The 21,553-nt window shown below is 59.8% G+C and carries 24 protein-coding genes and 1 pseudogene; 12 read left to right on the top strand and 13 right to left on the bottom strand.

Annotated elements, in window-relative coordinates; all coding sequences use genetic code 11:
* The first annotated feature begins 82 nt into the window (after positions 1–82).
* Complete coding sequence (locus NDO75_RS06555; RefSeq protein ID WP_310905345.1) at positions 83–1,072, top strand: sulfite exporter TauE/SafE family protein; 990 nt, start codon at positions 83–85, stop codon at positions 1,070–1,072.
* Between the two features lie 183 nt (positions 1,073–1,255).
* On the opposite strand, the gene NDO75_RS06560 is transcribed toward NDO75_RS06555, so the two are convergent.
* The 7 genes and pseudogenes from NDO75_RS06560 to NDO75_RS06590 all read right to left on the bottom strand — a co-directional run.
* Complete coding sequence (locus NDO75_RS06560) at positions 1,256–1,309, bottom strand: twin-arginine translocation signal domain-containing protein (RefSeq protein WP_310905882.1); 54 nt, start codon at positions 1,307–1,309, stop codon at positions 1,256–1,258.
* A 21-nt stretch (positions 1,310–1,330) separates the two neighbouring features.
* Complete coding sequence (locus NDO75_RS06565; RefSeq protein WP_310905346.1) at positions 1,331–1,639, bottom strand: thioredoxin family protein; 309 nt, start codon at positions 1,637–1,639, stop codon at positions 1,331–1,333.
* A gap of 164 nt (positions 1,640–1,803) precedes the next feature.
* On the bottom strand, positions 1,804–2,157 hold the full coding sequence (locus tag NDO75_RS06570) for an SHOCT domain-containing protein (protein WP_310905347.1): 354 nt from the start codon (positions 2,155–2,157) through the stop codon (positions 1,804–1,806).
* 5 nt (positions 2,158–2,162) lie between these two features.
* Entirely contained in the window at positions 2,163–2,579 is a 417-nt protein-coding gene (locus NDO75_RS06575) for a DUF302 domain-containing protein (protein ID WP_310905348.1), read from the bottom strand.
* A 92-nt stretch (positions 2,580–2,671) separates the two neighbouring features.
* The gene (locus NDO75_RS06580; RefSeq protein WP_310905349.1) at positions 2,672–3,025 is read right to left on the bottom strand and encodes an SHOCT domain-containing protein; all 354 of its coding nucleotides are present in this window, start codon (positions 3,023–3,025) and stop codon (positions 2,672–2,674) included.
* A gap of 62 nt (positions 3,026–3,087) precedes the next feature.
* Positions 3,088–3,390, bottom strand: coding sequence for a hypothetical protein (locus NDO75_RS06585; RefSeq protein ID WP_310905350.1), 303 nt, complete (start codon positions 3,388–3,390; stop codon positions 3,088–3,090).
* Between the two features lie 228 nt (positions 3,391–3,618).
* Positions 3,619–3,858: pseudogene (locus tag NDO75_RS06590) on the bottom strand (multicopper oxidase domain-containing protein); the annotation flags it as partial.
* Between the two features lie 77 nt (positions 3,859–3,935).
* On the opposite strand from NDO75_RS06590, the gene NDO75_RS06595 reads away from it, so the two are divergent.
* Positions 3,936–4,397 carry an SHOCT domain-containing protein gene (locus NDO75_RS06595; RefSeq protein ID WP_310905351.1) on the top strand — a complete coding sequence of 154 codons (462 nt, stop codon included), beginning with the start codon at positions 3,936–3,938 and terminating at the stop codon, positions 4,395–4,397.
* Between the two features lie 40 nt (positions 4,398–4,437).
* Here the strand turns inward: NDO75_RS06595 and NDO75_RS06600 are convergent, their stop codons facing one another.
* Positions 4,438–5,322 carry an FRG domain-containing protein gene (locus NDO75_RS06600; RefSeq protein ID WP_310905353.1) on the bottom strand — a complete coding sequence of 295 codons (885 nt, stop codon included), beginning with the start codon at positions 5,320–5,322 and terminating at the stop codon, positions 4,438–4,440.
* Positions 5,323–5,490: 168 nt separating this feature from the next.
* On the opposite strand from NDO75_RS06600, the gene NDO75_RS06605 reads away from it, so the two are divergent.
* Positions 5,491–6,744 (top strand): transposase, encoded by a 1,254-nt coding sequence (locus NDO75_RS06605; protein ID WP_310905354.1) that lies wholly within the window; start codon positions 5,491–5,493, stop codon positions 6,742–6,744.
* 21 nt (positions 6,745–6,765) lie between these two features.
* On the opposite strand, the gene NDO75_RS06610 is transcribed toward NDO75_RS06605, so the two are convergent.
* Positions 6,766–7,356 (bottom strand): MarR family transcriptional regulator, encoded by a 591-nt coding sequence (locus NDO75_RS06610; protein WP_310905355.1) that lies wholly within the window; start codon positions 7,354–7,356, stop codon positions 6,766–6,768.
* A gap of 816 nt (positions 7,357–8,172) precedes the next feature.
* On the opposite strand from NDO75_RS06610, the gene NDO75_RS06615 reads away from it, so the two are divergent.
* Positions 8,173–8,562: a hypothetical protein gene (locus NDO75_RS06615; protein ID WP_310905357.1), complete on the top strand. Its 390-nt coding sequence runs from the start codon at positions 8,173–8,175 to the stop codon at positions 8,560–8,562.
* 299 nt (positions 8,563–8,861) lie between these two features.
* Positions 8,862–9,128: a hypothetical protein gene (locus NDO75_RS06620; RefSeq protein ID WP_310905358.1), complete on the top strand. Its 267-nt coding sequence runs from the start codon at positions 8,862–8,864 to the stop codon at positions 9,126–9,128.
* A gap of 121 nt (positions 9,129–9,249) precedes the next feature.
* Here the strand turns inward: NDO75_RS06620 and NDO75_RS06625 are convergent, their stop codons facing one another.
* A complete protein-coding gene (locus NDO75_RS06625) occupies positions 9,250–11,040 on the bottom strand; it encodes a bifunctional metallophosphatase/5'-nucleotidase (protein WP_310905359.1) in 1,791 nt (596 codons plus the stop codon).
* 288 nt (positions 11,041–11,328) lie between these two features.
* On the opposite strand from NDO75_RS06625, the gene NDO75_RS06630 reads away from it, so the two are divergent.
* From NDO75_RS06630 to NDO75_RS06640, 3 genes are all read left to right on the top strand, one after another.
* Positions 11,329–12,114, top strand: coding sequence for a sulfite exporter TauE/SafE family protein (locus NDO75_RS06630; protein ID WP_310905361.1), 786 nt, complete (start codon positions 11,329–11,331; stop codon positions 12,112–12,114).
* Between the two features lie 232 nt (positions 12,115–12,346).
* Positions 12,347–12,973, top strand: a complete 627-nt coding sequence (locus NDO75_RS06635; protein WP_310905362.1) for an isoprenylcysteine carboxylmethyltransferase family protein — start codon at positions 12,347–12,349, stop codon at positions 12,971–12,973.
* Between the two features lie 84 nt (positions 12,974–13,057).
* Positions 13,058–13,720 carry a class I SAM-dependent methyltransferase gene (locus NDO75_RS06640; RefSeq protein ID WP_310905363.1) on the top strand — a complete coding sequence of 221 codons (663 nt, stop codon included), beginning with the start codon at positions 13,058–13,060 and terminating at the stop codon, positions 13,718–13,720.
* Positions 13,721–14,130: 410 nt separating this feature from the next.
* On the opposite strand, the gene NDO75_RS06645 is transcribed toward NDO75_RS06640, so the two are convergent.
* Together NDO75_RS06645 and NDO75_RS06650 are read right to left on the bottom strand one after the other, a co-directional pair.
* On the bottom strand, positions 14,131–14,577 hold the full coding sequence (locus NDO75_RS06645) for a hypothetical protein (RefSeq protein ID WP_310905364.1): 447 nt from the start codon (positions 14,575–14,577) through the stop codon (positions 14,131–14,133).
* Positions 14,578–14,652: 75 nt separating this feature from the next.
* Positions 14,653–15,579: a complex I NDUFA9 subunit family protein gene (locus NDO75_RS06650; protein ID WP_310905365.1), complete on the bottom strand. Its 927-nt coding sequence runs from the start codon at positions 15,577–15,579 to the stop codon at positions 14,653–14,655.
* A gap of 219 nt (positions 15,580–15,798) precedes the next feature.
* Here NDO75_RS06650 and NDO75_RS06655 point away from each other — a divergent pair, with 219 nt between their 5' ends.
* From NDO75_RS06655 to NDO75_RS06670, 4 genes are all read left to right on the top strand, one after another.
* Positions 15,799–16,185, top strand: coding sequence for a DUF302 domain-containing protein (locus NDO75_RS06655; protein WP_310905366.1), 387 nt, complete (start codon positions 15,799–15,801; stop codon positions 16,183–16,185).
* Between the two features lie 183 nt (positions 16,186–16,368).
* The gene (locus NDO75_RS06660) at positions 16,369–16,797 is read left to right on the top strand and encodes a multicopper oxidase domain-containing protein (RefSeq protein WP_310905883.1); all 429 of its coding nucleotides are present in this window, start codon (positions 16,369–16,371) and stop codon (positions 16,795–16,797) included.
* Positions 16,794–17,471: a hypothetical protein gene (locus NDO75_RS06665; protein ID WP_310905367.1), complete on the top strand. Its 678-nt coding sequence runs from the start codon at positions 16,794–16,796 to the stop codon at positions 17,469–17,471. The genes NDO75_RS06660 and NDO75_RS06665 overlap by 4 nt, the downstream gene beginning before the upstream one ends.
* 51 nt (positions 17,472–17,522) lie before the next feature.
* Complete coding sequence (locus NDO75_RS06670; RefSeq protein WP_310905368.1) at positions 17,523–18,989, top strand: amidohydrolase family protein; 1,467 nt, start codon at positions 17,523–17,525, stop codon at positions 18,987–18,989.
* Positions 18,990–19,987: 998 nt separating this feature from the next.
* On the opposite strand, the gene NDO75_RS06675 is transcribed toward NDO75_RS06670, so the two are convergent.
* Positions 19,988–21,337, bottom strand: coding sequence for a helix-turn-helix domain-containing protein (locus NDO75_RS06675; protein WP_310905369.1), 1,350 nt, complete (start codon positions 21,335–21,337; stop codon positions 19,988–19,990).
* Positions 21,338–21,553: the final 216 nt, after the last annotated feature.

Here is a 21,553-nt window from a genome sequence, read left to right on the forward strand (position 1 = left end):
GAACCGTTGCAAAAGGTGGTTCATGCTACATTCAAATGAAAGTGAAGAAACAACTGTGGCGTCTGCGATTGTACGTGGCTGTATGAGTCTCTTCGAATTGACCCTCCCGCTAATCATGCTTTTCGTCGTGTTTGGCTTGACCGTCGGTATTCTCTTCGGGTTTTTTGGGATGGGTGGCAGCTTCTTTGTCACTCCTGCGCTTCTCGTTCTTGGTCATTCTGCCCCGACTGCCGTCGGGACTGGACTCGCCTTCGTCTTTTGGACATCCCTTATTGCGACTCTCACTCACCGTGATCTCGGTCATATCGACTACCGGCTCGGTCTGCTGTTGATCGTCGGGATGACAGTCGGCATTGAAATCGGGAAACGAGTACTACTGGTACTAGTCAGTTTTGGACTCGCTGATCTCGTAGTGAGCGTATTGTATGTCATACTGCTTGCAGCAGTTGGCGTGTTCGTCATCCATGACGGGCGACATCCTGCACTCGAAGAAGAGAGAACTATCGTGAGTCCATCCTCGAGAGCCCTCGAGCAAATTTCCATACCTCCGACTGTTTCTTTTCGAGGAGGCACAGAGATCTCAATCTGGGTCGTGTTACTACTCGCAGTGCTCATTGGAGGCCTCTCTGGATTTCTTGGTGTCGGTGGCGGATTCTTAATGATGCCAGCACTCATGTATGGGTTAGCACTGCCAGGGGCTGTCGCCGTTGGCACGGATATCTTTCAAATCACCATTTCGAGCGCCTATGGGGCGTTCGCATACGGACAACGGGGCGCAATTCATTTCGCCATGTTGCTCCCCCTGCTTATCGGTAGTACAGTCGGAACCCAGATCGGAGCGACGCTTACTGATCATCTCGATGACACAGAACTCAGAGCGGCCTTCGGTATCATGCTACTCATAGGTAGTATTTCGGTTGCGAGTAAGACCATCAGCCATACGTATGGCATTGGACTACTGCATGATCTCAGCCTGACTCTGCTTCTCGGAGGTGCACTAGTGATGAGCATGGCTATTCTCTATATGGGGATACAAAACATACGCGAAGAGCGGTGGGCTGCGAGACGATAAGAGAGGACCTCAATGACAGGACAGCCGTCGAGAACTTCGGCGTCACCGAGTGTGCTCCAGCCGCTACCTCGAAGCGAACGGTCGTGCCGGGGTCGCCGTGGAGCTCGATCGGGTCGAAGTAGTTGTTGCCCATCCTAACGACGGGCGTCTCCTGTGCAGCAGCTGGCCGGGTGAGTCCTGCACTCACGCTGCCCCGACTCCGAGCGCTCCCAAAAACTGGCGTCTACTGTAGGTCATTATCTCATTGTTCGGTTTCCGTCATCCGCGTAGGATGCTGGCGAACCTTTGCGCGATTCCGGTCGATTGCTGGTCTGCGCTCTCGATAGCTGCCTCCAGGTCGTCCCGCTCGACGATTCCGATGAACTCGGCTGTCTGTTCCCCGTTCGCGTACACGAGCGTTGTGGGCGTCTTCCGGACGCCGTACTCCTCGGCCGTCTCAAGATCACTCTGAATGTCGACCTCTTGGAACTCGACGTCCGGATACGCATCCTCGAGACCCTCGTTTTTCTCTCGCTGCGTTGCGCACGCCCCGCACGTCTCTTGGGTGAAGAGGAGTACTTCGGTCATAGTGGATAGTATGGCCGTGTACCTTTTGCACATTTCTGCTAGTATTCGAAAGCTGAGTCGGTCTCGGTGTTCGGATTCGAAGGTCGCTGACGGGAGGGTGCCCCGGAGCGGTTGTTCGAGTCGCACATTCTGGACTCGAGGAGACACCCGGGGTCGGGATCGATTCACTCAGAGCGTTCGAGTTTATCCCGACGGCTTTCGAACTCTTCGTCGGAGAGATCGCCACGGGCGTACGCAGTACGAAGCTCCTCCATCGCGGGATTCCGCGACGACTGCGATTCCGTCACCCGGCGGAAGACGAGGTATCCCCCACCGAGCAGAATGAGGAGGAAGACTAGCTGGACGAGCATCCCGACGAGTGGCCACCACCCGCTGGTCGTTCCGTACCCGCCCATCATTCCACCATATCCCATCATCCCGCCGAATCCCATCCCCATGGTGAGCAGGGGAAGGACGATGATCGCCCCGAGGATGAGGAGGATGATGGTCGTTGTGTCGAGTTGGCTCGACGAGGACATCGATATCAGGCCTCCGATGGGGACTCAAGTTCCTCGCCGACGCTGGTGAGGACGCGTTCGAACCTATCGTTGACCTCAGTCGCTATCGAGTCGAGTGCCTCGTTGTCGGCGATACCGACCAGCTGTTGCGGATCGACAGCACTCACCATAATTTCGCCATCGTTGGTTTCGTAGACGATGACGTTACACGGGAGAAGCGCACCGAGTTCGATCTCCTCGTTCAGGCCCTCGTGGGCCAGTCCCGGATTGCACGCCCCGAGGATGCGGTACTGTCGGAACTCCTCGCCGAGTTTTTCCTCGAGCGTCGCCTGCACGTCGATGTCACAGAGGACGCCGAATCCTTCGTCTTTGAGTGCGTCGGTCGTCGTCTCGACTACCTGGTCGAAGTCACCGGACACTGGCTCTTGAATTGTATATGTCATCCAATATAGTACGCTATTAGCACACTTAATAATGGGGGCCCGGAGCGGTCGCGGCGAGTGGGGTTCACGTGCTGGAACGGATTCCCGAAGCGTCATCCGGCCCGTTCCAGTTGCTCGCGCCGCCGTTCGAACTCGTCGTCCGAGAGCTCACCGCTCGCGTAGCGCTCTCTGAGGACCGACAGCGGCTGTTCATCGGTACCATCTCGGCCACGCCTTGTGAGCGCCAAGACGAGGTAGAGCGGGATCGCGATGAGCAATCCCATCCAGAGGAGCCCCCAGAGACCCATCGTTCCGCCGAAGAGGCCCCAGCCGCCGCCCATCATGCCGCCGCCGTAGCTACCGCCACCGTGGGCGGCAGCCGTTCCGGTCGCCGCGACGAGCAGGGGGGCAGCGAGTAGCGTAAGTCGACGAGCGGTGCGTCCGAGGTGAGTGGTGAGTTGGGTCATTGTCGTGTGGTGGTGGGTGAGTTGTTGAGGTCGTTCGATACGTTCGGTACGGTCAGGGACCGTCAGCAGTGGCCCTGCCCGTACATCCCGCCGTTGTAGTCGTCGTCAGCCATGTCCTGGGCCATCTCGTCGACGGTCGCACCCATGTGCGACTCCATCCACTCGACGCTATCAGGACCCATGTGCTCGGTCATCTGCGCCTCCATCCAGGCCGCCCAGTCGTCTGCGGTCGCATTCCCATCGTACGGGGGCGCGTCGTTAGCAGTCGTTTCGTTGCCGTGTGCGCTGACCACGGGCGCGACGAACGCGAGTCCGATGATCGCGAGCGCCACGAGCAGCCAGCGGCCGATGGTGAAGTTGGTCATTGTCTTTCTCCTCGGTTACTCGTAGGACTGCTTGGGAGTTATCGCGATGGGTGTGAACCCGCACAGGAGAACGTTCGAGAACGTGTATAGAGCGTTCTAATCGTTTTTCAGAAAAAGGACCGTTCATCCGGCTCGAATTCGCCGGGTTGGCCCGCAACCCGTTCTCTCCCGAGACAGGACTACGACCACATTCCGGTGTGAAAATCCCGAACCAGGGTTTCAACCGAGTCACTCGACGTATTTCACGACACTTGCCGTCCCTGCATCGAGATGGTATAGATTGTGGCAGTGGAACAGCCAGTCGCCCAGGTTGTTCGCGAGGAAGTCGATGGTCACCTCGCCCATGTGGGGCGGGACGATCACGGTGTCCTTGACCGCGTCGCCGACCTAGAAGAAGTGACCGTGGAGGTGCATCGGGTGAAGCACCGGGCTGCGGTTCACCATCCGGATCCGCACGTGTTCGCCCTCGCGAACGATCGGTATGACCGCGACGAGTGCCCCGAAGTACCGTGTCGCTTTTGGTGGTGAAACTGTAACAGTATTGTATGGGGGATACAATACAAAGAAGTAGGGTAGGTCGTCTCTGGATGGTTGGCCTGATAGTGTTCGGTGGCAGCCTCCTCTTTGCCTCCCCGAACATCGCCTGGTACTGGTTGCCCTTTGCGCTTCTCGTCGTGGCCGGTACGGCGTGGGTGTTTGGAGATCGCGAATCAGCGAGTCAAACGAGGAGTTCCGAATCGAATCCGGGCACGTCGGCTGATAAGGAACAGGCTCTAGGGACGCTCAAACAGCAGTATGCAGTTGGCGAAATCGACGACACGGAGTTCGAACGCCGACTGGAGACACTGCTGGAGAACGATTCGATAGCGGACGTCGAAAACCGAATCGACGTCGATTCCGAAACGGCGAGCGAGGCCAAACGGGCTGAGGAGGAACCCACGAAACGGAGTCCCCATCACCGCCAGAAGTGCCATCGCCGTGGGAAGCACCATCACGGACGACACTGAGTAGTTGGCCAGCAGTTCCATCTCCCCTTTTTCCGTGCAGTCACTGCGAAGTGCTCGGTCTATAGTACTCCTTGAGCCATCTCGCGATTCCGTCAAGGTTGGGGAACAACGTTCGGTGATTGATATTCGCTTGGTCCAGTTTATCGCGAAACTCGTTTTTACGCTCGGCAGGAATGATAAGTTTCCAGTAGAGTTCCGGATGATCTTTGAGCCACTCGTTCATTGAGGTTCGAGGATTCGCCATACTGGAGAAGAGCGCCGCCTGATTGACGATGCGTTGATCGATCGATGGTGGCTGGAAGAAAACGATGTAGTCCTCATCTCCTTGTTCGGAGAACTCCTCAAGGACATCTCTAACATCGAGCATCGGAAGCGTGCGTCGGTCGGCTAACTGTCTGTCGTTCTCTCTCGTCTGCTCAATGACCCGCGTCATGAGATCGTAGAGCATCGTGGCGTTGAACATGTTCGTTCCAAGCTCATCGAGGAACTTCTGGAAGTAATCGGGCAGTCGCTCGTGAGCCGCTTCGTAATCAACCACCCAGACGACACCGTCGGTGTCGGCTGAACCATCCGTCGCGAAGTATGCGGCGACCGCCGGCGAGTAGGTCCAATCGAGGAGCCGCGTCGGGAGTCCGTGGTGCTGGGCGAGTGCCATGAGGTGGAACGGCGACTCCGGTTGATCGATGTCTTGGCGGGCGTACTGCCGGAAGTTCCGGAGCAAATGGACTTCGAGGTCCCACTGTTCTGAATTGCCGACAAACCGTTGGAGCGACGTCCGGAGATCGTGATCGGTGTCGGTCATGCCGCGGAACACGTACGGCGACCGATGGCGTCCGAGCTCCTCGTTCCACGAGTCCCGGAACAGGAGCCGCTGGAGCGTCGCCCAGTCGTCGGCCACGAACTCGTTCTCCTCCGTTTCGTCCATGGATGCTAGTCGTTCTCAAGGTGTATGTATGGTTGCTTCAACTGATGCGGTAGCGCGGAGTCCCCTTCCTCAAGGAACGAGCGAAGCGAGTGAGTAGGAAGGGGAGGAGCGCGTTTGTATTGGACACAAACGCCAGATTATAACTAGCCACCTGCCTACATTGAATATGTGGTAGACGACTACGTGCGTCGGACGGCAATCACCCGCCTCTCGGTAGACGGTGAGCAACGCGAGTTGCTTGAGGAAACTATCTCCGAGTGGAAGCGTGGTTGCCAAATCGCCACGGACATGGCGTGGGGCAACTGTAACACAAAAAGCGACGTACAGCCCCTCGCCTACGACGACGTGCGCGAACACACCAACCTCGGGAGTCAGCACGCGATTCTCGCCACCCACCAAGCCGCACAAGCCATCACTGGGTGTATTGAACGTCGGACGAAAGGCAAGAAGGTGAGCAAGCCGACGTTCACCGCACCCACGGTGAAGTACGACACCCGGACCATGACGCTGTTCGATGACGGCACAGTGTCTCTCTCCACCACGGAGAGTCGTGTCCGGTGTGAACTTGCTCTGCCCGACGCCGACGATGGCTACCAACGGCAGTACCTCGACTCGGACACATGGAGCGTTACGGAAAGTACGCTCACCGCCCGTGATGGCGACTACTTCTTGCATATCGGCTTCCGCCGACCCAAGAACGACACCGAGCGGAACACCGTCGAGGACGGAACGGTCCTCGGGGTTGACCTCGGTATCGAAAACCTCGCCGTCACAAGCACCGCCTCCTTCGTCAGCGGGCGAGAGTTAACACACGACCTCCGCGAGTTTGAGAAGGTGCGCGCCGGACTCCAACAGACCGGGACGCGAAGCGCCCATCGAACACTCGAACAGTCGAGTGGCCGCGAGCTTCGATACATCCGCGACGTACTCCACCAAGCGTCCAACGCGATTGTAGATGAAGCACTCCGATACGAGTGTGACGTGATCGCGTTCGAGGACTTAACCCATATCCGCGACCGCACGGGAGCGTCGTGGGGTCACACGTGGGCATTCCGAACGCTATACGAACAGGTGGAGTATAAGGCCGAAGCAGAAGGTATATCGGTGAAGCAAGTGGGTTCGGCGTACACATCGAAGCGGTGCGCCGAGTGCGGATTTACCGCTGACGAAAATCGCCCGACTCGCACCGACTTCCGATGTGTGAAGTGCGAGTCGGAAGCGAACGCGGACTACAACGCAGCGAAGAATATCGGGATGCGGTATGTCCGTCGGGGCCAACAGTCGTCTCGGCGGACGGGCAACAGTCAGCTTGCCCTGAAGTCTGGGACTGTGACGCCGAGTGGCGGATTCACCGCCCACCCGGAAGGGTTTGACGCCGAGTCCACGGACAAGCCCCACCCTCACAGCGCCGAAGGGGCTTAGGGTGGGGTAGTTGACCTGGTGCTAACTCTGACTCTGCCGCAGGTCGTCACTCGGATAAATCCGATACGTCCGTCCTTGGCGCTCGCGGTACAGCAGGCCGCGCTTCTCGAGAGCACTGACCGTCTGGCTCACTTTACTCTTCGAGAAGTTCGAGCGATCCCGCAATTCAACCTGGGTGATGCCTGGCGAGGAGAGGACTGGCTCGAGAATCCGGCGTTCATCGTTCGGGAGAAGGTCAAGAACACGGGCTCGAGGCTGTTCTTCTGGATTGATCGCGCCATCCGATTGAATGTCACCTTCCGGCGAGCCGTTGACCTCCATGTTGGCCGCGCTTTGTGACTCGTTCAGCGGTTGATCACTTGCATCAGCTACTGAGAGATCGTCACGGACGGCAAAATATAGTCCACCGAGGATAGCGGCGACGAGCAGTGTCCCGAGGACGTACCAGAGCGGATTCGTCCCGTGGACAGCCCCCATCGATGTCCCCATCATCGATCCCATCTGGTCAAAGGCTCGCTGCTGCTGGTACGCTTGCCAGCTGAGCGCTCCACCGATGATAACGACGGCAGCGACGAGAAACCCGACTACTGCATCGACCTGCCGACGATTCATCCATTCCACCTCGATTGACCGGAGTACTTGTTCATGCTTGATAGTAAGCAAGACGTCACTGTACCAGTTGTGATTGGTCGAAGCAAAAATCGAGGGCGCCTGGTACGGTATCCGGTATCGCGATACAGAGTTCAACAGAATTCGAGCTGAATCATTAGCACCTCAGTATCCACCACGTCTGGCCAGAGGGCCAGGAGGCGTTCTCCTCTGGTACGTCGGCTTCCACCTTTCGGGTGTGTTTTTCATCGTCGATTGCTACGCCGTGATCCGGCTCGACGGACGGTCAGTTGCCGGCGCTCAAGGCGAGCGCGCGACAGACGGTCGACTGACGTGATCGTGGTCCGTAACCGTACTCCTGATCGTAGCGGTGCCGATCAGTCGTATTCGAATAGAGGAGTGACGTTCCGAAAGGTACTGACTTGAAATACGTCTCACACGTAGCAGTCAGGTGGCTTTTAACGGTCCCGAGTCCAGGATACGTTTGTGAGCACGACGGATCCGAAAGCGATGGCGAAATCTGTGTTCAACGGTGGCGCTCTCGAACGGTTTGTGGTGGCGAGCACGTGGTTGAACCTGCTGTTTGCGGTCCAGGTGATCGCCGGACTCTCGTTTGCGTACGCCACTGGGGAGACGGGACATCGAGTTACACTCTTTTTGATCCCATTTATCTGGAGTACTGCCTCTGTCTGGGTCGTCTGGCACACTCAACCCACCCCAGCACAGCGTCGCTTTCGAATTTTCGCCGCAGTCGTTGTCGCGGCGTATCTGCTAGTGCTGTTCTACCTCTCGGGGTTACTCCAATCGAGTACGCCGCTCATGGAACAGATAACCGGACCGAGCGGGATCGGGATCACGTGGGGTCGATCGCTGGGTTGGAGCCCGGTACTGATGTATACCGGAGAGTGGATCGCGTTAACGATCGTTCCGTACCAAGCGATCGGACTGGCCGCGCTGGCCTATCTCGTCTACGATGCGCTCCTCGAACTCGCCCGGTCGACGATCGGGGGCGTTATTGGAGCCGCTGCGTGTCCGGCGTGCGTCGGACCGGTACTCGCCCCGTTGCTCGCAGGCGGTGCCAGCGGTTCCTCGTTGGTCTTGGTAGTTGGACGGTACGGGTACGAAATCGCAACGGTCCTATTTCTCGTCGCGATCACGATCCTCTATCACCGACGGCGTCTCCACCGTCTCTACGCAAGCGTCCGGTGATGAGCCGACGAGTCCGGCACAGGTGAGCAGATTGTAGCCGTGGGCGAACTGACGGTCCCTTCGTTTACCTGCAAAGCGATCTTTGGCGACATTGTCGTGTCCTCTATTGTAAATAGAAGACAATACCTTGCGGGAACAGGAGCACTGGTCCCGAGCGGAGCGATCGGTGCTTCGGAGACCGGTCGCGCACACTAGGACGCCAATTCCGCCAGTCGGATAGGCGAGGAGACGGGCAACGGTCAGGGCCGGCGGCCCGGACGGTCCTTCACCTCTCGGGCGACGACGTGGTGGAGCAAGAGATGGCGCTGATGAACGCGAAGAACCTCTTGGAGGACCCGACGGTCAACAACCGCGAGATCCGATTCGTCGCCAACATGCGGGCCATCTTCGGCTACGTCGAGGGCGAAACCGAGCACGCGGACCTCGTTCGATCCCTCGCGGAGTCGGGCATCGAGTTCAAGGCATGTGAAAACGCCATGGCGACGCTCGATGTCTCAGAGTCCGAACTCCTTCCGGTTGTCGACACGGTCCAGCTTCGAAGCTGTCCTCGAGCCGCGTGTCGATGAGCGTGAACTGTTCATCGGCGTCGATCTTCTCCGCGAGTTGTTCCGCAGTGATGTTCTTGACCATTATCTCTCACCTGTATTCTGCCCGTGTCTACTGTTGAGTCGTTGGCTCTGTCGTCGTCTAGCGCTTGTGGTTACGCCCTTCTTCAGGGAAGGCATTCCCACGAGGGATCATCGCCGTCTCGCAGTAGGCCTCTCCGCCCTGGTAGTCGACGCCCGGTTGAATGAACGGATACGGCCCGTCGGCGGGCGTGTTCTGTGCGCGGCCGCCGTCGTCGGCCGTCTCGACCAGTCCCATCACCTCGTAGTCGACCGGCGAGCGCTCATCGAGGTACTCGACGATGACGTCGACCGGAATCGTCTCGTCGTCCACCTGAACGTCCTGGAACGGGAACCCGCAGTTGCCCAGGTCGCGTTCGGGGTCGCCGGGCCGGCGGAACGTTGCCACGGAGTAAGTCTCCTCGGGGTCGACCGGCTCGCCGTCGATTCGCATTTCGACGAGGCGACGCCCACGCTTGGCCGTCGGGTCGACGGTCACCTCGACGTTCGAAGAGAAGTTCCGGACTCGACCGTCCTCTTGGTCGTAGGGATACGGGGTGAAGTTGTCCTCGAGGAACTCCTCCATGTGATTCGTGAGCTGCTGGCCGTAGGCGACGCCGCGAGCGACCGGCGTGGTCATCGGGAAAAACGTGTACAGCTGGCCGAGCGTGATCTCGCCGGGCGGGATAGCGGTCCCGTACCGGAATCCGTGTGAGACGGCGAGATCGGTGTCGAAGTGCGCCTGCAGTGCGTCGTTGAACAGCGTGTTCCAGGCGCTCTCGAGGAACGACTGCCGGTAGAGCGACGTTTTCGTCTCCCCGACGATCGTATCGAGGGGACGGTCGAGCGTTCCAGCTCCCCGCTCGAACCCGGGGTCGTTCGCAAAGAATGGCTCGCGAACGGCCTCGACCGTCTCCTGTGCATCGGCGTCCGGTTCCGGCGTGTGCTCGCCGTCCTCGGTGAGACAGTAGAGGTGGTGTCGGAACTGCACGTCACCGTCGCGTACGCGGAGGCCGACACGGCCGAGTGCCTCGCCCATCCCCGACTCGACGACCACCGTCTCGGTCTCCTCGACGACGATCGGGTCGTAGGTGTACTCGTGGGTGTGCGCGCTGAACATCACGTCGACGCTCGGGCAGTCCTTGGCGGCCTGGACCATCCACGGGAGGCCGATCTCGGTGACGGCGACCACGACATCCGCGCCGTCTTCACGGGCGGCATGCGCTGACTCTTCGAGCAGCGCGGGGTGTTTGCCGAAGCGGTATTTTCCCTCGTAGAACGCTGGCGCCATCCGGTCGACGTAGACGTTCGTCATCCCGACGACGCCGATCGAAACTCCCCCAACGTCAAGGAGTTCGTAGGCGTCGTACAGTCGGTCGTCGGTCTCCCAGTCGTAGAGATTGTTCGCGAGGACGGGGGCGTCGAGTTCGTCCATCAGTTCCACGAAGTTGCCGTCCTCGGCAGCCTCGTTCGAGTAATCCCAGTTTCCTGGGACGTAGACGTCGGGGTCGATGTGCTCGTTGATGGGATCGAGCATCGCCCGCCCGTCGGTGTAGGTCGTCACGGCGGAGCCGTGGAACGTGTCGCCGCTCATCAGCGTACAGATATCGTGGTCCGTGCGGAGTTCCTCGAGTTTGGCTGCGAGGAGCGGAACGCCGCCCCCGCGCTTGATGACGCGGTCGTCGTCTCCGAACTCGAAGTTCGGTTTCGACGTCGAGTTATCGTAGTATACCTGGTAGCGTGGCGTGAGCTGCCCGTGGAGGTCGCTGACGTGCGCGAAGACGACGTCTGGGTCGCCCGCGCCGTCGCTGACAGGATCGCCACCGAGGGACTTCCGCTCACCGATGGACGTCTCGTTCTCGTTCCCGTTCATCGTGGCGCAGTTGCAGATACGTCCTCCTATTGTTCATTGATTGTGGTTACTATTCGAAATACCGAACAAGACCCTCTACGAACACTGTGTCGCAGAAGATTGGACATGACGGCCGAGGATCACTATCCTCGAGTTGGAAACAGAAACTCGTGGCGCAGTCGAGGTGTGATTTTAAAATGTGATAGGGGACGTCTCCTTGCGGTTCTTAGGGACAATTAGTCTAAGCGAGGAAGGCTTAATATCGCCTGCAAAGATGCGAACGCTAACTCGCTCGTGGAGGCGGTACCGATGACGAGTAACTGGGTGACGACGGGATTGTCTACGGTCGTCATTCTGGTGGCGTCCGCCATTCACGGGATCGCCGGATTCGGCTTCGCACAAGTGTCGATGGGCCTGATGCCGCTGTTCCGGTCGCCTTCGAGCGCCTCGATCATCTTCACGGCGACGGCGGTCGTGAGTAACGCCCGCGTCTGGTGGAGCGTTCGAGAGGCGTTCGACTGGGAGAAGTGGATCGTCCCTGTCGGCGGCCTCGTCGTCGGGATGCCGCTCGGCATCTACGTGTTCAGCCAGTTCAACAAAGCACAGATGCGTGTCGCCATCGGCGCAGTTCTCGTGCTCGCGGTCATTATCGTCGGCGCGACCCAGCAACTCGACGTCGTCACCGACTGGATCGAGGAGATGGACTACCGGCCGGGGAAGATAGTCGGCGCGACGGCCGGCCTACTCGCCGGGATTTTCGGCGGTTCCGTCGCCGTCCCCGGCCCGCCGATGATCGTCTACGGGGCGTTCATGTCGGCAAGCGGGTTCTGGAGTGATGAGGAAATGAAGGCCACGTTCACAGCCTTCTTCGGGACGCTCATGCTGTATCGTCTCGGGAGCCTCACGTACACGGGGGCCGTGACGACGCCGCTGATGATCGAGGCCGCAATAGCCGTTCCGATGGTGTTCCTCGGTGCGTGGGTCGGCGTCTACATCTTCGACCACATCCCCGAGCGTATCTTCCAGTGGGTCGTGCTGGCGCTGCTGACCGTGAACGCGTTTGTCCTCCTGTTTACAGCAGTTCCGGAACTCTAACCGCGTCAAACTGTCGCCAGTTCGAGGCGGTTCCAGTGACTCCTTACTGCACTGGTTACACTCGCTAAATCAGCATCCAGTGAGATACACTCGCCGACCGGTTTTCCCAAGCTAACCAGTGACTTACGACTGGGAGACGTAGGTACATCTCACCGCTATCGACCGGAGCACTGACGATCGACTGTGAATGCCGCTTCCAGCAATAATTGTAACCGAACGGGCGTGATCGACTGTGACCGCGACGACTGGAGTAAAGACACTGCTTTTTGACGTGGGGTTGGTAGCCGGTGCTACCCTCGTCGTTGGACTCGTCATCAGTATCCGTAGTCCGACGCGACGCTTCTGGCCGCACGGCGAGCCCGACTGGACGTTCTGGGTCGGTTGGGCGGCTTGGTTACTCTACTTCGGGGGTCTGTTCGGCGTGGCCTATCTCGACTGGTGGAATTGGTACCGACCTCCGACGCTCGTTCAGGTGATCAGTCTCCTGCTGGTGCTCGCTGGAGCCGTGTTGGCCACCTTGGCCGTGTGGCGCCTTGGGTTTTGGGAAAGTAGCGGCCTCGAGGGGCACCTGAACACCGAGGGCCCGTACCGGTATTCGCGTAATCCGCAGTACGTCGGATATGTCGCCATGCTCGGGGGTGGCGCTGTCCTCGCCGGATCGTGGTTGACAGCTGTCCTCGCTCTCGTCGGCATCGTCTGGTTTCTACTCGCCCCACTCGCCGAAGAACCGTGGCTCCGCGAGCAGTACGGGGATGCCTATGAGGAGTATCTGAGATCGGTACCGCGGTTCCTCGGCCGAAGACACCTCGAACCGTCGCGGCAGGACCAGACCGACCGATCGAAAGGAGGCAATCTGTGACCAGTGATTCCCCACAACCGATCGAAGGAAGCAGGTGTATCGTTCCACGTGGTAAGAACACGGTGATTTGAAGAGGAAACACCAATGACAGGCACATCACACCCGATATTTGCCCGACTGTACGACCCGGTGATGAAGCCGGCAGAGCGAACTGTGCTCGCTGACCACCGCCGCTATCTTGTGGATGAGATATCCGGGGCGGTTCTGGACCTCGGTGCGGGGACGGGCGCGATGTTTCCGTACATCAGTGAAGCCACTGCTGATGGTGTAGACGTCACTCTGTTCGCGATCGAGCCAGACCCACACATGCGCCGGCAAGCAGTCGAACGAGCACGCGAGCTTGGACTCGACATCGAGATCAAAAGCGCCAGAGCCGAAGCACTTCCGTTCGCAGATGACTCGTTTGATGTCGTTATCGCGTCACTCGTGTTCTGTACCATCCCCGATTTCGCCGCCGCGCTCTCCGAAGTAGCCCGGGTACTGAAGTCAGGTGGCGAATTCCGGTTCCTCGAGCACGTCCGCGGAGAGGGTGCCGTGGGTGTCGCCCACGACGTACTCGCCCCAGCGTGGCATACCGTCGCTGGCGGCTGTCACCTAAATCGCGAAACGGACGAGATGTTTCGAGACGACGATCGATTCGAACTTGTCGATTACACGCAGGTGGAGGACGTCCCACAGGTCGTTCCAATCGTCCGTGGGACGCTCAAACGCCGACGTGAGGGCTCGATTCTTTCTCAGTTCGTGTGAATAACGAAGCCAAGGTCATCTCTTCGCAATGGGGATGGCGTACTATAGGAACGGCAACGCGTGATGTGCATCCCCCCACCTGCTCGGTAGTCACCGATGGATCGATGTCATACGCTCGTGGCAGTCGTTCAATGATAGACCGGAACGGACTCCTGAGTAGCTGGAGGTACAGCGTCGTTCACTTCCAGAATTGCCTGACGCTGTGTCCCGTGATGTCTTCGACCGCTTTGAGGTTAAACCTCGCATCGTCGAAAGCGGCGTTGTACTGTTCGACAGTACCTAATGACGGTATATCCCACACCGCTGAAATCAACTGTCGTGTGAATCGCTCTATGACACTCTCGGTGGCTGTGGCTAAACTGCAAAAGTGCGTACCGGCTCCCCGGTATCGTTTCGATAGCGGAGAATCCTCAGTACCGACTCTTCCAGTAGAATGGATATCCCTTGACGGCGACGGCTCGTACGAACGCAGGTCCTCGACCGTGATAGACCATTCCGTTCACCGAGAGGAGAGCGTTACCCCCGCCGAGGTCCACAATTCTCGGATGCCACCGGACGTCGTGTCCGATCGGTCGTTGGCCTCGAAGTCCTCGGAGGAGGTTCTTTGCAACTGTTCTGGCTTCGAGTCCGGCGGAAAAGCCGTCCTTCATCTTCTCCGGGGAATTGACGACGTCACCTGCGGCGTACACGTTGTCGGTGTCGAGACAACGCAGATGCGAATCAACGCGCAGTCCGCACTCGTTTTGTGCGAGGCCGAAGTCCTCGATTATCGACTGTTCGACGCGCTCCGCCTCGTCGGACGCCGTGTCATGGTCGTGTCCGTACTCGTGGTCGAAACCGTGATCATGGTCGTCCATAGCACCTACGCGCCCGACTGTGATGGTGATAGAGTGCCCTATGGTCTACTGCGCCGCCCAGACGCACTGGTCGGCTTAGTCGCTCGGAACGGGGCGCCGCTGCGGGCGGTGTCGCTGCCCGTCCCTTAGATACGCCGAGAGCGTCGTCAGGTCCGACTCCTCGTACCCGAACGCGTCGACGTCGTTGTGGTCGGCGACGTTCGTCATCTTCAGCGCGCGCGCCTGATCGACGCCGAGAGGAATCGAGGTGATCGGATCGACCGCGTGCAGCGCGACCGTCGCCAGTCGCATTGGCACCGGAAGGATCTCGACCGATTTTCCGTCGGCCTCGTAGAGCATATGGGTAACGTCACCGAACGAGAGTACCTCCGGTCCGCCGAGTTCGTAGACCTCACCGTCGTAGGCGTCGTCCTCGATGCCGTCCGCGAAGATTTCCGCGCAGTCCCCGACCCAGATCGGCTGGAATCGGGGGCGGTCCCCGCCGTCCGGGAGCGCCGTCACGTACGGCGTGGTGTGGCGCCTGACGAACGTGAACGTCTCGCTGCCCTCGCCGAAGATGAACGACGGCCGGAAGACGATCCAGTCGAGGTCCGAGTAGCGAACGACTTTCTCGCCGAGGCCCTGGGTCCGCCAGTAGGCGGTGTCGCCGTTCGGATCCGCCCCGAGCGAGCTCATCTCGATGAACTTCGAGACCCCGTGTTCCTCGGCGGCCTCGACGGCGTTGATCGACCCGCCGATGCAGACGCTGTCGTGGCTGGTCTCCTTCGGCGGCTGGTGTAGCGGCGGCAGTGCCGCGAGGTTCACCGCGACGTCTTTCCCCTCGAACGCGCCCTCGATCGAGTCGTAGTCGGTCACGTCGCCCTGCTGTAGGTCCACTTCGCGCGGAAGGACTGACGGGTCGGGCGTTCGCGAGAGCGAGGTGACGTCGTGGCCGCGGTCGAGAAGTTCGGAACAGAGGTGTCGGCCGACGAAGCCATCGCCGCCCGTTACGAGTACGTCCATGTGTAGCGGCTACGCCGACCACAGGCGTAAAACGCCGGTACGTCTATCGATCAGTTGCCGGTGACGCACAGCAGATATTGCGCGAATTTCACAAGTATATCTAGTCTATCGACGTCTGCGGCGGCGCGGATGATAGAAATATGTGCTCCAGTCACTCCTCAGGATTCATCAGGTAGTGCCACAAAATGGGTAACAATCCCTCGCGCCGTATTGTGCTGTGTGGAATATACTACACAGACGCAGGTCGACGGCGAGTTCGACGCGGTCGTCGAGAGGACGGTCGATGCGCTCGAAGACGCGGGATTCGGCATCCTCAGCGACATCGACGTCCAGACGACGTTCGAGAAGAAACTCGACGAAGAGTTCCGACAGTACCGCATCCTCGGCGCCTGCAACCCGGGGCTCGCCCGGCAAGGGCTCGACGCCGATATCGAACTCGGCGCGCTGTTGCCGTGCAACGTGGTCGTCTACGAGAGCGACGACGGCGACGTCGTCGTGAGCGCCGTCGACCCTGAGCGCCTCCTCGGCGTCGCCGACGACTCCGACCTCGACGCGGTCGCACAGGACGCCGCCGACCGATTCGACCGCGCGCTGGGTGATCTGTGACCCTGTCGTCCACCTCCCGCCGTCGGTTCCTGCTGTCGCTCGGCGCGGCCGGCGCAAGCGCTGTCGCGGGCTGTCTCGATCAGGGCGGGCAGAACTCGAGTGACGACTACCAGCCGGTGGCCCCGAGAACCCGTCGACGCTCCCGCGGACGCGTCGACGGCGCTCAGGGCGGCGCCGGAGACGGTGGAGCCGGGCGCCGACGCCTCGGCCGAGAACTGGCTGTACGACGGCGAGTTCCCCGGGCCCGAACTCCGGGTGAGCGAGGGCGACGTGATCGAGACCGAGATCGCCAACGACGTCTCGGAGGGGACGACGATCCACTGGCACGGCATCCCGGTGCCCAACGCGATGGACGGCGTCCCGAACGTTACCCAGCCGCCGATCTCGCCCGGTGAGACGTTCACCTACAAATTCAGGGCCGAACCCGCGGGGACGTACTTTTCCACAGTCACGTTGGCTCCAGCTCGACCGCGGGCTCTACGGCCCGCTGATCGTCGAAGAGCCCGACCCGCACGTCGAGTACGACCGGGAGTACGTCGTCGTACTCGACGACTACCTCGAAGGGGAGCCCCGGCCACTTTCGGAATTCAACTCCGGCAGAATGGGCGGTGACGGCGGTCCTAGCGGAGGAGGCGGCCCCGGGCGGAATGGGCGGTGGCGGCAGGCGTGACGACGGGGGCGGCGGCATGGGCGGCGGAGACGGCGGCCCGGGCGGCGGAATGGGCGGCCAGATGGGCGACAGGCGCCCGCCGTACGCCGGCCTGCTGGTCAACGGCCGGCTCCCCGAGTCCGCGCCGACGTTCGACGTCAGGCACGGCGAGCGCGTCCGGTTCCGGTTCGTCAACGCTGGGAGCGCGACGGCGTTCCGCGTCCGACTCGCCGGGCACGAACTGACCGTCACGCACGCCGACGGCCGGCCGGTCGAACCGGTCGCGGCGGACTCGTTCGTCTTCGGATCAGGGGAGCGCTACGACGTCGTCGTCGAGGCCGACACACCCGGCGCGTGGGAGCTCCGGGCCGACGCGCTCGACGGTGACGAACTGCCGGCGCGCGCCGTCGTCCGGTACGAGGGGAGCGGAGAGTCCGGTTCGCCGACCGCGCCGTCCGCCGAGGGGCGACGACTCCAATACGGGGACCTTCAGGACATCTCGCCGCTGGAGGGCATCGACGGTCAGCCGGATCGCCAGTTCGACCTTGACGCTGTCGCGCGCCCGCGGGTCGGTCGAGTGGCTAGACGAACTGCGCCACAACGAACGCTTGCAGTGCGCCGGGTCCGTGGCTGGTAGATATGGAAAACGACATTTCGGATAACTCACAACCTTCAGAGATGAATACGGATGGCGGCTGACATCGCGATTTACGACGCATACGTGCTCACGGTCGACGATAGGAATCGGCTCTACGAACGGGGTACGGTACTCATCGAGGATGGTCGCATCACCGAGGTGCGAGCTTCCCGGGACGACGATGCGGACATCGCGGCCGCCCGCGTCATCGACGGCGAGGGCACACTCGTGATGCCGGGGCTGGTCAACGCCCACACTCACCTCGAGCTGACGCCGCTGATCGGCGCGTTCAGCGACCTCGACCTGATGGAGATGATGAGCGGGATGACCGCCATCTTCGGCCACATCGCCGAGGGCGAGTACGACTACCTCACCGAGGCGGGGTACAAACTCGCCGCACTCAACTTCCTCGCCGGCGGCGTCACCACCGTCAACTCGATGGACGTCCGACCGAGCGCGGGCGCGGAGACGTTCGGCGAGGCGGGCCTCCGCGGGTTTTTCGGAATGGCACTCTCCGACCTCTTCTGGGACGTTCCCATCGACGAGCAGTTCGCCCAGGCCCGTGAGTTCATCGACGAGTACCACAACACGTACGACGGGCGTATCCGGGCGACGATCAATCCCCATGATGACTGGTCGTGTACGCGCAAGCTGTGGGAGCGCACCGCCGATCTCGCCGCCGAGTACCCCGACCTGCTCGTTCACACCCACCTGCTCGAACTCGAGGAAAGCAACACGATGGCGCGGTCGAACGGCGCCGCAGATTCACTGGACCTCCTTGACGACGTCGACCTCCTCGACGACCGACTGTTGGCCGCCCACTTCCGGCTAGCCGACGACGAAGACATTCAGCGGACTGCCGATGCGGACGCATCGGTGGCGCACTGTCCGTCGATCTTCTGTTACTGGAACACGGACGGGGACGTACAGTGGACGCCGGTGCCGGAACTCCGAGAAGCGGGGGTCGACGTCGGACTGGGCATCGATGACCACTACTGGCATGACTCCTACAGTATGTTCGGCGAGGCCCGACAGGCCCGACTCGCAGCCAACCTCAAGCGGTCAACCGGTCAGTACCAGTCAATGGAACTCGTACGGATGCTCACCATCGAAGGGGCAGAGGCACTCGGCGTCGGCGACGAGATCGGTAGCCTCGAACCCGGCAAGCGCGCCGATGTCATCGTGCTTGACGTGGATAAGCCGAAGTTCACGCCCTTGACCAACATTCCGGCGCAGGTCACTAACAACGCGGCGCCCACCGATGTAGAGACCGTCATCGTTGATGGCGACGTGCTGATGGGTAATGGCAAAATCGAGACGATGGACGCCGATGCGGTGCGCGAGCGAGTTGAATCCGCAGTCGACCGCTTCGCGTCGGAGAGCGACTGGGAACTCGACATCGGAGGGAGTGAGCCGCCGAGCAAGATAGATATCGCCCGCGATCTGCCGAAGCGCGGCCCCGCCCAGTTGCTCGGCCGGCTGGCGCTTCAGTCCGCCAGGGACAAGTTCCCATTCTGATACAAGGCAGGAGAGGGTCATGTCTCCCGTTGGGACGGTGCGTTCGAGTTCAAGATGCATGGGCACCACGCCCGAGAGAACCCTCCCGAGCTGGAAGTCCTCGCCGTCGATAGTAAACTCCACGATGACACTCATACGGTTCACTTCGGCTCCCACGCGGATAGATGGAGTGCCAAATCGAACTGCGCTGCGCCATTCAATCAGTAAATCTGTGAACGTATGATGTCGCTTCGCTCACGTTGATGACTCAGGCTGATGCTATGTCATTACTGTCAGAGGTGTACGCGGTTCCCAGAGAAACTATTCAAAAATTGAGGTGGTTTGGTGGTGTTGAATTGAGAGAATATGCAGCAAACCGATGTTGTTTCTTCCGGCCGATTCGTGCTTAATCAGCCGATTAGTAGAGTTACGTGCTTTCTGGCGAGTGGCTGCCCGTTTGAGCGGCGGTTCGACGCGGTCACTTCGAGCAATGTTCGACAGTGGTTCTGCGCCATACCGACCTGCATTCCTCATCACAGAACGTGTGTATCCGAAGATTTCCGTGTTCCCCATCTTCTGTGACTGTGGGATATCGCACTCCCACCCTGAGCGGGGTTCCACAGTAGTCACACCGACCCGGAAACGGATCTGCGTCTTCGCTCATTCTTCTGACTGGATGACTACCTTACCACTGCTTTCGATGCTGACCGCACACCCCTCATACGAAAACGAGAGGTGAACGGCCCCCTCACGTGAGGGATCTATGAGAGCCTCGATTGCCTCCGGGTCAACGACCGAATGTAACGGATCCATCGCGGTAGGCTCCTGCCCAGTGACTCCCGATACAGCCCTGATAACCGTGAAATAGAGCGGGTCGTCCGACGTCCAATCGTGCTGAATGCGAGTCGGTTCCGCAGCCACTTCTGTATCGACGCGAGAACGATCGTCGGTTCGATTTTTGTTTGAGGTCATCACTCCAAAAGACGTGCCAGGGAGGAGTAAGAGGTGGTTCTGACTGGTCAGAGTGCGCCTTTGCCGGAGGCTTCGAATAACTGGTGGAGAACAGTTCGTTCAGCCCTGCGAAGATGGTGGTTGAACGTTTGCCGCGTTATGTCCAACCGGTTTGCTAACTCGTCGCCGGTACTCGTTCGTGGAGTGTCGAAGTACCCGCCGTAGTACGCTGTTTGCAGGGCCGCAAACTGTCGTTCAGTCAATTCATCTGCAACGATGTCGTACAAGAGGCGTGGCGAGTAGCGGAGTTCCTGTGACTCTAACTCGATGTCGGAGTGGGCTTCCCGAGCCGCTTGTACCGCTGTCCGAGGAGGAACATCTCCCGGTAGTTCTCCAGTAAGAGTGGGTGGTTTGTCAGGTTGGTTCTGCAGTAGCGAGGTGACTTCCCCACCGAGATCGGCGAAGACGAGCGGCACAGTCGGATCTTTGACGTGGATTTCGAGACGACAGTGGTCGGAAGCTGACTGGAGTAATCGGATATCGAGAACCGAGGGGTGTTGTTCGAACACGTTTGTCAATGCTTTTGCTGAAATGCCGGTCGCGGTAATATACTGTAACCCCTTCCCGTTCGGAAGATCCACGACCTCGTCCACGGCGATCTGGATTTCACCGTCGGCCGCGTCGAGAAACGGTTGGAACAGCTGTTCGGAATAGAGTTCGAGCACTCGTCTCTTCTCACTCGTCAGTTTATCCTCGCGTTCCTTCAGCGGCGTCGCGTCTTCGAAGCCGACGACCACGAACTCGACCCCGCCGTCGTCGTTCAGCACGGGTGCCGAATTGCTCGATAGCCACCGTTCGGTTCCATCCGGGAGTTGGATCCAGTGTTCGAATCCGAAGTCCGGCTCTTTCGTCTGCAAGACGCGAGTGACAGGGTGTTCGTCCACAGGGACTGGCGTTCCGTCGTCATAATAGATGTTCCAATCGGGTTGTCTGTATGTTCGACTCGTGATCTCGGCGTGTTCGAGCCCGAGTGTTTCCTCCGCACGCCTGTTCGCAAATACGATCTCACCTGAGGGATCAACTACAACGAGACTTACTGGACTGGCTTCGAGAATCCGCTCGATACGGGTACGATCTTTGTAGTCGTGTGTTGGGGTATCGATGTTGTCAGACGCACTATTGTCGGGACTCTGGCCGGTCGCAGTCGAGGGTCGCCACCATGCCTGTATTCGTTCGCCGAACTGCTTTGACTTGAGATGCCCCTGTTCGGTGAGGGTGTCTAACGTGTCATGTGCCACGCGCTGACTGCAACCCGTCGCGTCGGCGACCTCCTCTGCGGTGAGGGGCTCGGTACGCTCTTCCAGATGGTCGAAGACGCTGAGAACATCCTCCTCATCAATACCATTTGAGGAACCCATTCGTTTTCCAGTTGCCATCCCACGAGAAGACGTTTCTCCCAAGTTGTGTTGATGGTCAACGCAAAATCATAAGATAGTGCGTCTGGGAATCACGTGCAGCGTATAGACGGACTGACGAGTTACCACTTTCACAAATTGAGCCGAACCTCTTGCTACTTTCGCGCCCTGTATGCAGCATTTGATATGGAAATTACCGTGATTTTGTCAGAAACGCCG

This window comes from Natrinema sp. 1APR25-10V2 (genome assembly GCF_031626495.1).
Taxonomy (GTDB): domain Archaea; phylum Halobacteriota; class Halobacteria; order Halobacteriales; family Natrialbaceae; genus Natrinema.